General features: G+C 59.0%; 12 protein-coding genes. 10 read left to right on the top strand and 2 right to left on the bottom strand.

The genetic code is table 11. The features are described 5' to 3' along the window. Window positions 1–7 precede the first annotated feature (7 nt). Window positions 8–1,081 carry a glycosyltransferase family 4 protein gene (locus tag DHV10_RS19910; protein WP_109488136.1) on the bottom strand — a complete coding sequence of 358 codons (1,074 nt, stop codon included), beginning with the start codon at window positions 1,079–1,081 and terminating at the stop codon, window positions 8–10. Window positions 1,082–1,491: 410 nt separating this feature from the next. On the opposite strand from DHV10_RS19910, the gene DHV10_RS19905 reads away from it, so the two are divergent. From DHV10_RS19905 to DHV10_RS19860, 10 genes are all read left to right on the top strand, one after another. Then, complete coding sequence (locus tag DHV10_RS19905; protein WP_109488135.1) at window positions 1,492–3,198, top strand: nitrite/sulfite reductase; 1,707 nt, start codon at window positions 1,492–1,494, stop codon at window positions 3,196–3,198. Between the two features lie 5 nt (window positions 3,199–3,203). Continuing rightward, window positions 3,204–4,547, top strand: a complete 1,344-nt coding sequence (gene cysG / locus DHV10_RS27840; protein WP_109488134.1) for a siroheme synthase CysG — start codon at window positions 3,204–3,206, stop codon at window positions 4,545–4,547. A gap of 131 nt (window positions 4,548–4,678) precedes the next feature. Then, the gene (mtnP, locus tag DHV10_RS19895) at window positions 4,679–5,545 is read left to right on the top strand and encodes an S-methyl-5'-thioadenosine phosphorylase (RefSeq protein WP_109488133.1); all 867 of its coding nucleotides are present in this window, start codon (window positions 4,679–4,681) and stop codon (window positions 5,543–5,545) included. Between the two features lie 35 nt (window positions 5,546–5,580). Continuing rightward, on the top strand, window positions 5,581–6,516 hold the full coding sequence (locus tag DHV10_RS19890; RefSeq protein WP_109488132.1) for a PfkB family carbohydrate kinase: 936 nt from the start codon (window positions 5,581–5,583) through the stop codon (window positions 6,514–6,516). Next, window positions 6,509–8,137, top strand: coding sequence for an ArnT family glycosyltransferase (locus tag DHV10_RS19885; protein ID WP_162601704.1), 1,629 nt, complete (start codon window positions 6,509–6,511; stop codon window positions 8,135–8,137). Before DHV10_RS19890 ends, DHV10_RS19885 begins: the two co-directional genes overlap by 8 nt. Window positions 8,138–8,159: 22 nt before the next feature. Next, window positions 8,160–8,879 carry an MgtC/SapB family protein gene (locus DHV10_RS19880; protein WP_109488130.1) on the top strand — a complete coding sequence of 240 codons (720 nt, stop codon included), beginning with the start codon at window positions 8,160–8,162 and terminating at the stop codon, window positions 8,877–8,879. After that, window positions 8,876–9,700 carry a diaminopimelate epimerase gene (gene dapF, locus DHV10_RS19875; protein WP_109488129.1) on the top strand — a complete coding sequence of 275 codons (825 nt, stop codon included), beginning with the start codon at window positions 8,876–8,878 and terminating at the stop codon, window positions 9,698–9,700. The genes DHV10_RS19880 and dapF overlap by 4 nt, the downstream gene beginning before the upstream one ends. Continuing rightward, entirely contained in the window at window positions 9,697–10,641 is a 945-nt protein-coding gene (locus tag DHV10_RS19870) for a S66 peptidase family protein (protein ID WP_109488128.1), read from the top strand. The genes dapF and DHV10_RS19870 overlap by 4 nt, the downstream gene beginning before the upstream one ends. After that, window positions 10,638–12,068, top strand: a complete 1,431-nt coding sequence (gene mpl, locus DHV10_RS19865) for a UDP-N-acetylmuramate:L-alanyl-gamma-D-glutamyl-meso-diaminopimelate ligase (protein WP_109488127.1) — start codon at window positions 10,638–10,640, stop codon at window positions 12,066–12,068. Before DHV10_RS19870 ends, mpl begins: the two co-directional genes overlap by 4 nt. Window positions 12,069–12,083: 15 nt before the next feature. Further along, a complete protein-coding gene (locus DHV10_RS19860) occupies window positions 12,084–12,794 on the top strand; it encodes a lysophospholipid acyltransferase family protein (protein ID WP_109488126.1) in 711 nt (236 codons plus the stop codon). 2 nt (window positions 12,795–12,796) lie between these two features. Here DHV10_RS19860 and DHV10_RS19855 read toward each other — a convergent pair whose 3' ends face one another. Next, on the bottom strand, window positions 12,797–13,462 hold the full coding sequence (locus tag DHV10_RS19855) for an SPOR domain-containing protein (RefSeq protein WP_109488125.1): 666 nt from the start codon (window positions 13,460–13,462) through the stop codon (window positions 12,797–12,799). Window positions 13,463–13,506 lie beyond the last annotated feature (44 nt).

Raw genomic sequence — 13,506 nt, 5'->3', positions numbered from 1 at the left:
TCCTCAGTTAGATTGCGAGCGAAAGCCCGCGCTTGCCAAGTGCAGCACGCTTCTTTTCTGCAATTCCGAGTTCGTAAACTTCGAGATAGCGTTCGCACATTGTGCGTGAAGTGAACCGCTCGAGAAAGCGCTGGTGAACACCCCTGCGGTCGAGCGACGGAACTTTCTTCCAAGCCTCCACGGCTTCTTCGACGCTCTCGACCACGAATCCGGTGACTCCGTCGTCGATTATTTCTGCGACGGACCCGCCGCGGAATGCGATGACCGGGGTCCCACAGGACATGGCTTCGATCATGACCAGCCCGAAGGGTTCGGGCCAGTCGATAGGGAAAAGCAGAGCAGCGGCCTTGCCGAGGAACTCGGTTTTATCCTTCTCGCCGATTTCGCCGACGAATTCGACGTCTGAATTCACAAGAAGATCGCTGATTTCGGATTCGAAATAGCTGCGGTCCGCTTCGTCGATCTTGGCAGCGACCTTCAGCGGCATTCCGACCTGCCTGGCGATCTCGATTGCGCGGTCTACGCGTTTCTCGGGAGAGATGCGTCCGAGGAAGGCAAGGTAGTCCCCTTTCGTGAAGGTTGGCTCGTGAAGATCCGCGGGCAGACCGTGGTGCACGGTAGCAAGCCAACTGGCCCAGGGCATGGGAGCGCGCTGCGCGTCGGAGATGGAGATGAGGCGCATGTCGTCAAATTCGCGGAAGAGGGGATAGAGATCCGGAATATCGAGACGGCCGTGCAGAGTGGTTACGGCCGGGATATCAAGACGTCGGATCTGCGAGAACGGCAAGTAGTCGAGATGGAAGTGAACCAGGTCGTATTTGTCCGCTTCCTGCGCGACTGTTTCGATCAAATTGAGGTGATGGGCGAGGGGCGAAAGGAGCTTTCCGCCTTCTAATCGAAGCGACTTCTCGCAAATGGATCGCAGGCGCGCGCCGGTTTGGGAATCGCCGCTTGCGTATAACGTAACGTCATGGCCCAGCCGAACAAGTTCTTCCGTGAGGTATGAGACGACTCGCTCGGTTCCTCCATATAGTTTTGGGGGCACACTCTCATATAAGGGCGCAACCTGCGCGATTTTCATAGATCCACTCCCGGGGGGTCGGAGCCTCTGGGTCCTTATCCGGTTGGATGCAAGAAACCGTGAAGAATGTGGCTCCCGGCGTAATTCTCCGGGCGGCAAAACGTACATACGTTTGTAGATGCGTCCCGGTTAGCTCGATGCGACAGTTCCGCCTGGGGACGGGATTTGGCGACGAGAACACGGGCCGAGGGGAACGACGATTGTTGCAATTGATTTGCAATTTGGACGACATCCTGCGACTATCGACATATGCACTTTCGGACTTGTTGTCGCCTGTGTATGCCGCGATCGCGCGCACAGGTGACCTTCGGACCGAAATAGTTCCTCCACATTTCAAGGTTTCCTGAAAGCCCGCGAGACAGCCCTAGCTGACGCGGGCTTTCTCTTTCTGGCAAATTCTAAGAGGTCTAATGACTGAACCTGCACAACCGAACCAACCGAAAGAAACCAAAGCGCAACGTTATGAGCGCCTGAAGAAGGCGAAGAACCCGTGGGAGGCGTTCGATGAAGTCCGCGCCTTTGCACGCGAGGGTCGCTCGAGCGTGGTACCAGACTGGGCCAGTGCGTATTTCAAGTGGTGGGGCGTATACACCCAGGGCGACGGGGTTGGCGCGACCGGCGGCAAAGGCGGCGAGGGGCTCGCGACCGACTTTTTCATGATGCGTATCGGCATCCCCAACGGGATCGTCTCGTCACATCAGCTCAGGACGATCGGCGGTATAACGCGGAAGTACGCGCGCAACCTTGCGGATATCACGGTTCGACAGAACATTCAGCTGCACTGGCTGACCATCGAATCCTTGCCGGAGGTTGTGGATCAGCTCGACGCAATCGGCCTCTCGCCCAAGGGAGCCTGTGGAGACGTGGTTCGCAACGTCACCGGTTGCCCGCTGGCAGGCGTGGCGCACGACGAAATTTTCGACGCCTCGCCGATCGCGCTGGAGATCGCGCATCATCTTACGGCCAATCCCGAGTTCGTCAATCTTCCGCGCAAATTCAAGATTTCAGTAAGCGGATGCCGGAGCTGGTGCAATTATCCCGAGATCAACGACATCGCTCTGACCGGGGCGGAGCGCGATGGGCAACATGGGTTTTCCCTGCGTGTCGGCGGGGGACTGTCGAATGAGCCGCACCTCGCCGTCCGGCTCAATGCCTTCGTCCTGCCCGAGCAGGCGCTCGCCGTGGTCAGGGTGATCACGGAGATCTTCCGCGACCAGCAGGTACTGCGCGAGAGCCGGGATCGCGCGCGGCTGAAATATCTGTTTACCCGTGAAGGGTGGACTCCGGAAAGATTCCTCGGCGAGATCGAGTCAAGGCTCGGCTACAAGCTGCTGCCTGACGTGGAAGAAAACGTGCCGGACGAGACACTTCGAGATCACGTCGGGATTCATCGCCAAAGCCAGCCGGGGCTGAGCTACGTAGGCGCATCCGTGCTGCGCGGGCGCCTGAGCGGCGAGCAGCTTGAAGCTGCGGCAGACCTCGCGGACAAGTACGGGAGCAGTGCGTTGCGTGCGACGGTCGCGCAGAACCTGATTTTCATCGACGTGCCGAATGAGAAGGCGCCGGAGCTGGTTCGTGAACTGGGCGCGATTGGATTGCACGTTGAGGGCTCGCCCTTCTGGCGCGGAGCCGTGGCTTGCACGGGTACTGAATTCTGCAAGCTGGCCATCACGGAGACGAAGGGATTCACGCGGTGGCTGGTGGATGAACTGGAGGAGCAGGTTCCGCAGTTCGATCAGCAGCTACGGCTGCACGTGACCGGATGCCCCAATGGATGTGGGCAGCACTGGATCGCCGACATCGGTATCGAGGGCAAGAAGATCAAGCACGAAGGCAAGCTGGTGGATGCTTACTACTTCTGCCTGGGCGGGGCTGTGGGTAAGAATTCGGGGATTTCGCGTCCGGTCGGTTACAGGACGCCGGCGACGCTCGTGCCTGAAGCGATCGCACGCCTGCTGAGGAAATACCTGATCACGCGCGAGACAAACGAAAATCTGCGCGTCTGGTTCTCCCGGCACACGAACGACGAGTTGCGCGGGTTTCTTGCAGGAGAAGCTCTCGCGGCAGTAGAACGCGATCTGCCGACCGGCCCCGTTCCGCACGCGGTGGGGGACTGAGCTCGATGAACCTGCAGCCGGTGTTTCTGAAGCTAGCGGGGCGCCCCGGATTGCTTGTAGGCGCGGGCAATGTAGCGCTTGAGAAGCTGAACACGCTGCTCTCTAGCGGCGTGCGGCTACGGGTGATTGCACCGGAGGTGAAGGCGGAGATTCGGGCCTTGGCGGCTGAGGGCAAGATCGTCCTGGTAGAGCGGAAGTTCACGCCTGATGATCTGGAAGGCAACTTCGTCGTGATTGCGGCAACGGATGATCCCGAAGTAAACGCGACTGTGTATCGCGAGTCGGTTGAGCGCGGCATCCTGGTGAACAGCGTGGATGATCCGCCTCATTGCGACTTCTATTTCGGATCGGTGGTGAGACGGGGAGATCTGCAGGTCGCAATTTCTACAGCTGGAGAAAGCCCATCCGTTGCGCAGCAGCTTCGCCGGGAGATCGACGAAAGACTGCCGGAGGACCTTGGGCCTTGGCTGTTAGAGATCGGAAGGCTACGCCGGGAGATTCTGGCGACACATCCTGCGGGTGAAGAGAGAAAAGCGTTGCTCCATCGGATTGCCAAGCGGCGGATTTTGCAGCCGGAGCGGCGAGTTGCTGGAACGCAAGCTGGGACGGCCAATGTCTTTCTCGTAGGAGCGGGACCGGGTGATCCGGATTTGCTCACCGTGAAAGCGCAGCGGCTGATAGAAAGGGCTGATGTAATCCTGCACGACGATCTGGTGACGCCGGATATTCTCGCGCTAGCGCGGCCCCATGCGGAGATCGTAAATGTGGGCAAGCGCTGCGGGATGAAGAACATTACCCAGGAGGAGATCAATTCCCTGCTGGTGAGCTACTCAGCCGACCATCGAATTGTGGTTAGGCTTAAGAGCGGCGATCCTCTGATCTTCGGAAGAGCGGCTGAAGAAATGACAGCTCTGGGCGAAGCAGGAATTCAATTTGAGGTGGTTCCTGGCATTACGGCGGCATTTGCGGCGGCAGCAGCTATTCCCTGTTCTCTGACGGACCGTCACGCTGCTTCCAACGTGATTTTCTCGACTGGCCATCACGCCAAGTCGCACAACGAGGCGGCGATCCCTGAGCGGGAGGATGCGACACGGATCGTGTACATGCCGGGACGCGACCTCACCCTTCTGGCTCTTGAGTGGCTGCATGAAGGCTTGCCCGCGGAATTCCCGTGCGCAATCGTGTCACATGCCGCGCGGCCTGAGCAGCAGGTCCAGCGGACAACTCTGGGCGAGTTGGGCAAGGCTCGGGCCACATCTTCGCCGAGTCTGCTGATTGCGGGTTGGGCGCTGCAAGAGTCTCCGGATTCAGCGCTTGTCCATGTTGCGAATCGCGAGTTGCAGGGGTAGCGGAAGTCAGTGCCTGGACCAAAGCGGGATCGGTATCATGCGGATCGGCCCGCTCCGAACTTTATAATGAGATGTTTGCAATGGATGGGCCGCCTGGCTGCGGCCCGTCGATCTCATGATGCGGAGCGAGCGTGCCTCAGGCGGAAATCGGAATTATTGGCGGAAGCGGGCTTTATTCGATGCCCGGATTCACGAATGTACACGAAGAGAAGGTCGAGACCCCATTCGGCGATCCGTCCGACCCATTTGTGCTCGGCGAGTTGGAAGGGCGCAAAGTCGCTTTTTTGGCGAGGCACGGACGCGGGCATCGGATTCTTCCGTCTGAGCTGAACTTTCGCGCCAACATCTATGCCTTCAAGAAGCTCGGCGTGGAGCGGATCATCTCGGTTTCAGCCGTGGGCTCACTGAAGGAAGAACATAAGCCAACAGACTTCGTGATTCCAGATCAGTTCATCGACCGTACCTTCCATCGGATTTCAACATTTTTCGGTGACGGCATTGTGGGCCACGTTGCGTTCGGCGATCCGGTGTGCTCGGTGGTTGCGAACGCGGCCGCGAAGGGATGCAATGATGCAGGGGTAGTCGGGAAACTCGGTGGAACCTACGTTTGCATGGAAGGGCCGCAGTTCTCGACGAAGGCGGAGTCGAATCTCTACCGCAGTTGGGGCGCCGACGTAATCGGCATGACTAATCTGCAGGAAGCGAAGCTGGCGCGAGAAGCGGAGATCTGCTACGCAACGGTCGCGATGGTTACGGATTACGACTGCTGGCGCGAGGGACACGATGCGGTGACGATCGAAGAGATCGTCGCGGTCCTGCACCAGAATGCTTCAAACGCATGTACGGTAGTCAAGGCGGCAGTGGCGGCATTACCGAAAGAGCGGAGCTGCGCTTGCGCATCAGCAGCCAAGTACGCAGTGCTAACGCAAGCAGATGCGATTCCGGCGGCGACGAAAGAGAAGCTGAAGCTGCTCTTCGGGAAGTACCACGGCTGGTAGAAACTGTTCAGGATAAACCTGACGAGAGAGGTCTCATGGCAATCACAGTAGTGGGCAGCGTCGCGTTCGACACTGTCGAGACACCTGCGGGACGCAGGGAACGCTGCCTGGCGGGAGCGGCAACTTACTTTTCGCTTTCCGCAAGCTTCTTCACCGATGTGCGTGTGATCGCTGTTGTCGGAGACGATTTCGGTCCCGAACAGCAGAAGGTGTTTGACGCGCGGAACGTAGACACGGCTGGCATTCAGCACCGCCCCGGCAAGAGCTTCTTTTGGCAGGGCTCTTATATGGAGAACCTGAACGAGGCCAAGACGATCAATACGGAACTGAATGTCTTCGCGGGGTTCGAGCCCAGCATTCCGGCTTCGTACAGCGATTCAGAGTATCTGTTTCTCGCCAACATCGATCCAGTGCTGCAGCGCCGCGTACGCGAGGCCATGCCGACTGCGAAGCTCGTCGGCGGAGACACGATGAACTACTGGATCAAGGATCACAAGCCAGCCCTGCTTGAGGTACTAAAGGGGCTCGACGTGTTGCTGATCAACGACACCGAGACAAGGATGCTTACCGGTGCGCGGAGCATTGCACTTGCCGCAGCGAAGATCTTCGAACTCGGGCCGAAGATCCTGGTGGTGAAGCACGGCGAGTACGGCGCCACGGCCTTTTTTGCGCCCAAGCGGCCGGATGGGTCGGAGCGGATGGCGCATCGCGCCTTTCACGTTCCCGCGCTGCCACTGGAGGAGGTCGTGGACCCGACAGGCGCGGGTGACAGCTTCGCCGGTGGATTCTTCGGGTATCTCGCCTCTCAAAAGGAGCTCACGCCCAAGTCGTTTCGCTACGCAATGTTCTATGGCAGCGTGATGGGCTCGTTCGTGGTGGAGCGGTTCGGGACGGAGCGCCTGCAGGAACTGACGCGCGAAGAGATCGATCACCGCTTCAAGCTCTTCCGCGAGCTGACGCACCTTGACTGAGCAACCCGGGTCTCCGCCTATCAGCGGCTCGGAACGGCTGCTGGCGGGGACCCTCGCTTTGATAGCGTCTGTGAGCGCCGGCGTGTGGAGCTGGCGCAATCACGCGATGTTGAACTACGGCGACGCGGTAGCGCACCTGCACATCGCGCGACGCGTGATCGACGCCCATGAGCCGGGGATTTCGCAGTTTGGATCTGTCTGGTTGCCGCTTCCGCATCTGCTGATGATTCCATTTGTGGCGGTGTATGCGTGGTGGGCGAATGGGCTGGCGGGGCTGATTCCATCGGCTCTGGCGTATATCGCCTCATGCATCGGAATCTACAGACTGGCTCGGCATTGGCTGCGATGGCCGGCGGCACTGGTGGGGCTCGCGCTTTTTGCGCTGAATCCGAACCTTCTCTATCTGCAAACGACGGCGATGACAGAGCCGCTGTTTCTCTGCGAGATGATCTGGCTTGCAGTGTGGCTAGTGGAGTGGCATGCGGCCTTGGGGAACGATGAGAATGGTGCGGCTCGGCTGCTCCGCCTGATCTGCCTGGCGCTGGTTGCCGCGGTCTTCACGCGGTACGACGGGTGGGTTCTGGCGTTCCTGGTCTGGACTTCCGTTGGGCTCCGGCAGATGCGAAAGAGTTCTTTGCGGTCGCGGACGTTCTGGTGGATGAGCGGAGTAGTCCTGGCTGCCCCGCTGTTGTGGTTTGCGTACAACGGTTTCATCTTTGGCGACTGGCTTGATTTTGCACGAGGACCCTACTCTGCGGCCGCGATCGAGGCGAGGACGACAACCGGTTCGGGACCTCCGCACCCAGGTTGGCACGATCCCTGGGCTTCATTGCTGTTCTTTGTAAAATGCGGCGAGATGGATGCGGCGCCGGAGGAGTGGGGCAACTTCCTGCTGATTGCTTCTCTGCTGGGGACCGCATGGGGTTTGTTGAAGTGCAGCCGGAAGGGTTTTCCCTGGGCGCTGTTTCTATGGCTACCGGTTCCCTTCTATGCGTATTCGGTGTCGTTCGGCTCGGTGCCGATCTTCCTTCCGGTGTGGTGGCCCCACTCCTACTACAACACGCGCTATGGGATGGAGATGCTCCCCGCGCTGGCGCTGGGAGTGGCGTTCGCAGCCAGCTTTTTCATTTCAGCAATACGGGACTTTAAGCCAAGGTTGGTGCCCCTCGCGGCCCCGTGCCTGCTCGCTGTTGCCCTACTATGCGACCGGGCCGTGCTGCGGGATCGTCCTCTGACGTACGTAGAGGGCACCAAAAACATCGAATCGCGACAGCAATTCGAAGAAGAGATTCCTCCGGTGCTGCGAAGACTTGTGGCGGAGCATCCCGGTGCGCCGGTCCTGATGGGTACGTCGGTATACCCAAACCTGGTGGCATTCACAGGAATTCCCCTGAGGCAGACGATCAACGAGAGCGACCGGGGCTACTTCTCTGATGCGCTTGCGGCTCCGGCAAAACATGCAGCGATCGTCCTTACGTTTGAGGGGGACGAGATTGACAAGGCGGTGAAGCGTCACCCTCAGGGCCTGCGGTTAGTGCAAAGATTCGAGTGTGATCATCAGAATCCCGGCGCAGTTTACGTCTCCGATACCCCGCCCGTCGCAGTACAGTCAACGCGGTGATAGCATCAGCCAAGGTAAAGCCATGAGCACGATACTGGCCTCGATTTCGGCGCCCTTCGACTTCAGCTGGTTCCAGCAGATCACGGTGTTCAACGGCGCTGTCCCGCGATTGCTTGCCGCTTCATTCCTCGGCGGAGTAATCGGCCTGGAGCGCGAGTACAAGCGGAGGTCTGCGGGCGTAAGGACGAATCTGTTGATCTGTTTGGGCGCGGCATTCTTCACGCTGCTCTCGGCGGTGCTGGCTGGAGATGCGAATGCCAACAAAGGCCAGGTGGCTTCGAACATTGTGCAGGGAATCGGGTTTCTCGGTGCCGGACTTATCATCCACAATCGCAGCCGGATCAGCGGCCTGACGAGTGCTGCGACCGTGTGGGTCGTCGCTTCGATCGGCATGGCATGCGGTGCAGGATTGTTCGCTGCGGCCGGCATCGCAACCGTAATCGTCGTAATCGCCCTGGAACTGGTCGGATTTCTCGAGCGCAACGCAAGCATCAAGATCTATTCGCTTATCTATGAAGCGCGAGGAAACGACCAGGCGGCGATTCTTCATTCGATACTGGACGCGATGGACAAGGCCGGAGAGCGATTGTCTGACTACACAGCCAACGCCATCGGCGATTTGCAGCGAGTGACCTTCAACGTCGTAGCAACGAAAAGACAGCATGAGCGTTTGCACGGAAGACTCTTGTCAGAGCCCGGCATCAATGCGCTGCTCAACTTCCGCGATCCGGAGGAAGATTGATTCCTTTCTCAAAGGCACATGCGTGCGGCAATGACTTTCTGGTTGTAACGGAGAGCGCGGCCGCCGGTCGCGACTGGGCGTACCTGACGCGAAAGCTTTGTGAGCGCAATACCGGAGTGGGCGCGGATGGGGTGGAGTTTTTCTCCTGGACTGGATCCAAGTCTGGCCGAATTCGGCTGCATAACGCCGATGGGTCGATTGCGGAGATCAGCGGCAACGGCACGCGTTGCGTGGCTGCGTGGATGGCCGCAATGATTCCCGCCGAAGCGGGAGACGAATTGCGGATTGAGACAGACGCCGGGCTTCGCGTGTGCCGGATCAACCGTATCGATTCCAGCGCAGGATATTCGGTGGAGGTAACCACCGGAATGGGAATTCCAAGCGCCAGACCGAAATCCGTGACGCTTGCTGATGGAAGGGTGGTAGAAGGCATCGCGGTTTCCACAGGGAACCCGCATTTTGTGATTCTGGTGAACGACACCTCCTTTTCAATCGCGGGAGAGTCGTGGGAGACGATCGGCTCAGAGATCTGTACGCACAAGGATTTTCCAAATCAGACGAATGTGGAGTTTGTGCGGGTGCTGAGCCGGAATGAGATCGAAATTCGTATCTTCGAACGCGGGGTGGGACCCACGACATCTTCAGGAACTGGGACCTCGGCATCGGCGACCGCGGCGATCGCATTTCACAACTGTGTGTCACCACTTCGTGTCGTAGCACCGGGGGGCGCGCAGAGTGTGGTCTGGAACGGAACAGGTACAGAACTGGAGTTGACGGGACCGGCGACCCTGATTGCACGCGGAGAGGCGTGGGTCGGATGAGTGAGGCAGCCAAGCCATTGATCAGGATGCCTGCGGTTTCCGAAGGCGCTAAGGTGAGCGTTATCTCTCCCGCATCGTTCGCTATTCCTGAGCGCGTAGACCGCGGACTGGACAGACTAAGGGAGCTTGGATTTTCCCCGAGGACCGGCATGAACACTCAGGCTCGCGGACCCTTGTTTTTCGCAGGATCTGCCGAATCGAGACTCGCCGATCTGCACGCGGCGTTTGTTGATCCGGAAACGAGCTTTGTTGTCGCCGTTCGCGGCGGATATGGATCAAATTATCTGCTCGAGGGCATTGACCGGAAGCTGATCGCGAGCAATCCGAAGCCTTTCTTTGCATACAGCGACATGACCGGACTGCAGTGCCACTTTCTGGATGAATTTGGATTACCCGCGTTTCACGGCCCAATGGTTGCTGCTGATTTCTACCTTGAAAATGGGGTGCACCTGGAAAGTTTTCAGGCCGCGATTGCTGGCCGTCCATACTCACTAGGCGAGGCGGAAGGGTTGCGAACGTTGAGGCCGGGGACTGCCCGCGGAACGCTTTATGGCGGGTGCCTCAGCATCCTCGTGGCCATGCTCGGGACCCAGTGGGAGCCGCAGACCGAGGGCAAACTGCTGTTCATCGAGGACGTGAGCGCGAAACCCTATCAGATCGATCGGATGCTCTGGCACTTGCGCCAGGCGGGCAAGCTGGAAGGGGTCCTGGGCATTGTGTTCGGCGAGATGCTGGACTGCTCGTCGCCGGGTGCTGCTGACGATTTGCTGGAGAGCGCAATCTTGTCGGCGCTCGCCGGACTGGATGTTCCAATTGCTTTCGGTTTGCGTAGCGGGCATGTGTCGCGGCAGAACGTTACATTGACCTTTGGAGTTGAAGCGGAGTTGCGGGCCGGAGATGAGGCGCAGCTTGCGCTATTGGAGCCTGCCGTACAGTCATGAGCACATCCAGAAAACACATCCATCTCAGCGGGATTTGCGGCACGGCCATGGCATCGATCGCCGGGCTGCTGCAGTTGCAGGGGCATCGGATTACCGGGTCAGATAAAGCGGCTTATCCGCCGATGAGCGACTTACTGCGGTCGCTTGGGATTCCTGTGATGGAACCGTATTCGGAAGCGAATCTCGATCCGACGCCGGACCTGGTCGTCATCGGCAATGCTTTGTCGCGCGGCAATCCTGAAGTTGAGAGGGTACTGGATGAGCGCATTCCGTTTGCCTCAATGGCGGCCCTGGTACACGATGAGTTTCTGAAGGGGCGTGAGTCCCTGGTCGTTGCGGGGACGCATGGGAAGACCACGACAACAAGCATGCTGGCGTGGATTTACCAGGTGGCTTCGCACGATCATCCTGAGTTCGAGCCATCCTTCCTGATTGGCGGAGTGGCGGAGAATTTCGGAACCAGTTTTCAGCTACGGCCAACGCGGACCTTCATCATCGAGGGCGACGAGTACGATACGGCATTCTTCGACAAAGGACCGAAGTTTCTGCACTACTTCCCCGATGGGCTCATCCTGACGCATGTCGAATTCGATCACGCGGATATCTACGCGGATCTGGAAGCGGTGAAGACGGCTTTCAAGCGGCTGGTGAATCTGGTTCCGCGACGTGGCTTACTGGTTGCGTTTGACGGCAGCGAGAACGTGACTGAGTGCATCAGCAAGGCGTTTTGCAGGGTCGAGCGTTATGGGTTCAAGGCGGAGTCGGATTGGCAGGTGCGTAATCTGCGATACGCAGACGGGCACATGCGCTGGGAGATCTGGCGCGGCGGTGAGCTGTGGTCCGATGTAGCAATGCAGCTTGCGGGTGAACACAATGCATTGAACGCAACGGCGGCTGCAGCGCTTGCATTCGGTCAGGGCGTGCCAAAGGACGCGATCCGCTCCGCGCTTGCGAGTTTCAAAAGCGTGAAACGCCGGCTTGAAGTGCGGGATGTGATTCGCGGCATCACGATCATCGATGACTTCGCTCACCATCCGACGGCAATCCGCGAGACACTGCGCGCGCTGCGATCTGTTTATCGGAAGTCGCGGATATGGGCCGTGCTGGAACCGCGATCGAATACACTGCGACGGAAAGTGCTGGAGAACGACCTGGTCGAGAGCCTGCGTCTGGCTGATCGCGTGATTCTTGCAGGCGTCTATCAGCAGCAACGTGTACCCGATGCAGAGCGCCTGCATCCCGAAGATGTTGTGGATGCACTCAATGCGGGCGGCACTCCGGCGGAACTGCATCCGGATGCAGCGGAGATCGTGGCAAGCATTGCGCCGAAGCTTGTAGAGAGCGATGTTGTCGCGATTCTCTCGAATGGCGGCTTTGACGGCATCTATGAGAAACTGCCTGCGCGACTCAGAGAGCGGCAAGGCTGAGCGCGGAAGCACGACATGACGTATTCGCTGCTCCTGATCGCATGGATTGTCATCCTCGGAATTCCTGCCGCAATCATTTGCCTGCCATGGGCGATCCTTACGGGAAATGTACAGCCGCTCTATCGAGCATCAACGTTCATCGTTCGCACCGGTTATGCGCTGGCCCGTATCAATGTTCAGGTAAGTGGGCGAGAACTGATTCCCGCAAAGATGGCGTGCATTTTCATGGCGAATCATGTATCGAACCTCGATCCGCCTGCACTGCTGCCCAATATTCCGGGGCGGGTCTCCGCATTCATTAAGGAATCGCTGATCAGGATTCCGGTCTTCGGTTTGGGGCTGAAGCTGGCGGAGTTTATTCCAGTGGAGCGCTCGGGCGATCGCGAAAGTGCGGCAGACAGCGTTGCGGCTGCACGCCAAATTCTGGTCAAAGGCATTCACATCATGACCTTCGTCGAGGGAACGCGCTCGCCCGACGGCCGGATGCTGCCCTTCAAGAAGGGGCCGTTCTACCTTGCGAAGGAGACGGGCGCGCCGTGCATACCGGTTTCGATCTGGGGGACGGAGACAATGATGGCCAAGGGTAGCGTCCGCATTCGTCCCGGAACAGCGCACGTGATCTTTCACCCGCCGATCAACCCAGGTGATTATGAGACCCGCGAAGAACTGATGGGTGCGGTACGAGCGGCAATTGCGTCGGGATTGCCGGAGTGGATGAGGAGCTGACGCTACTGAACGATCGCGTTGTAGCCGTCGTTTAGCAGCTTTTGTCGCATCGAGTTTGCGTCATTGCGGCTGGTGAACGGGCCCGTCTGGACGTGAATAAGGTTATCGCCAAGCTCCCGTCGGGCAGTAACCGCATAACCGCGTTTCTTGAGTGCTCCGATCAAAACGTCCGCATCGTCGGTGCGCGAGACTGCGGCAATCTGAACCATCCAGCCCTGGACCTGCGAAGTGGCTGGCTGGACGTGAAGTGGAGCTGGGGCCTGACTGTCAGTTGAGCCTTGCAGGGCCGGCCGCACCTGTGCACCCGCCGATTGCGCCGCAGACGAGTCAGCGAGCGAACCGCTGGCAGCTTCAGCCGTCGATGACGGAGGACGGTCCGCGTCATTTACTGTGGTCACGGGAGAAGGTTGGGCTGGAGCTTGTCGGGTCGCTCCCGGTTTTGCACCGGTTCTCCCCGGCGGAATTCCGGCGGGCGAATCGGGCACCAGAACTGCGGCAGTCTCCCTCGTGGATGAACGATGGCCGGCCAGATAGCCCAGGGCGAAGCAGACGACGCATAGGAGAAGAAGGCCCACGCCGAGGCCGAGCACAGTTCCAAGGCCAAGCGTAAGCTCTGTGTGATTGCTTTCGACCGGTTCCAAGTCTTCCCGGCTGAAATCTCGAATCATGCGTTTGCCTCGAATCCGCGCGGCGTTCGGCGAAATGGTGCTCT

This window comes from Occallatibacter savannae (genome assembly GCF_003131205.1).
In the GTDB taxonomy this organism is placed as follows: Bacteria; Acidobacteriota; Terriglobia; order Terriglobales; family Acidobacteriaceae; genus Telmatobacter; species Telmatobacter savannae.
The sequence above is the reverse complement of the archived record's forward strand: the minus strand, read 5'-3'. Positions and strand labels throughout refer to the sequence as shown.

Bases quoted from the DNA above. Each gene is read 5' to 3' on its own strand.
- DHV10_RS19910 (WP_109488136.1), bottom strand. From the start codon at position 1,081: ATGAAAATCGCGCAGGTTGCGCCCTTATATGAGAGTGTGCCCCCAAAA.
- DHV10_RS19905 (WP_109488135.1), top strand. From the start codon at position 1,492: ATGACTGAACCTGCACAACCGAACCAACCGAAAGAAACCAAAGCGCAA.
- cysG (WP_109488134.1), top strand. From the start codon at position 3,204: ATGAACCTGCAGCCGGTGTTTCTGAAGCTAGCGGGGCGCCCCGGATTG.
- DHV10_RS19890 (WP_109488132.1), top strand. From the start codon at position 5,581: ATGGCAATCACAGTAGTGGGCAGCGTCGCGTTCGACACTGTCGAGACA.
- DHV10_RS19880 (WP_109488130.1), top strand. From the start codon at position 8,160: ATGAGCACGATACTGGCCTCGATTTCGGCGCCCTTCGACTTCAGCTGG.
- DHV10_RS19870 (WP_109488128.1), top strand. From the start codon at position 9,697: ATGAGTGAGGCAGCCAAGCCATTGATCAGGATGCCTGCGGTTTCCGAA.
- mpl (WP_109488127.1), top strand. From the start codon at position 10,638: ATGAGCACATCCAGAAAACACATCCATCTCAGCGGGATTTGCGGCACG.
- DHV10_RS19860 (WP_109488126.1), top strand. From the start codon at position 12,084: ATGACGTATTCGCTGCTCCTGATCGCATGGATTGTCATCCTCGGAATT.
- DHV10_RS19855 (WP_109488125.1), bottom strand. From the start codon at position 13,462: ATGATTCGAGATTTCAGCCGGGAAGACTTGGAACCGGTCGAAAGCAAT.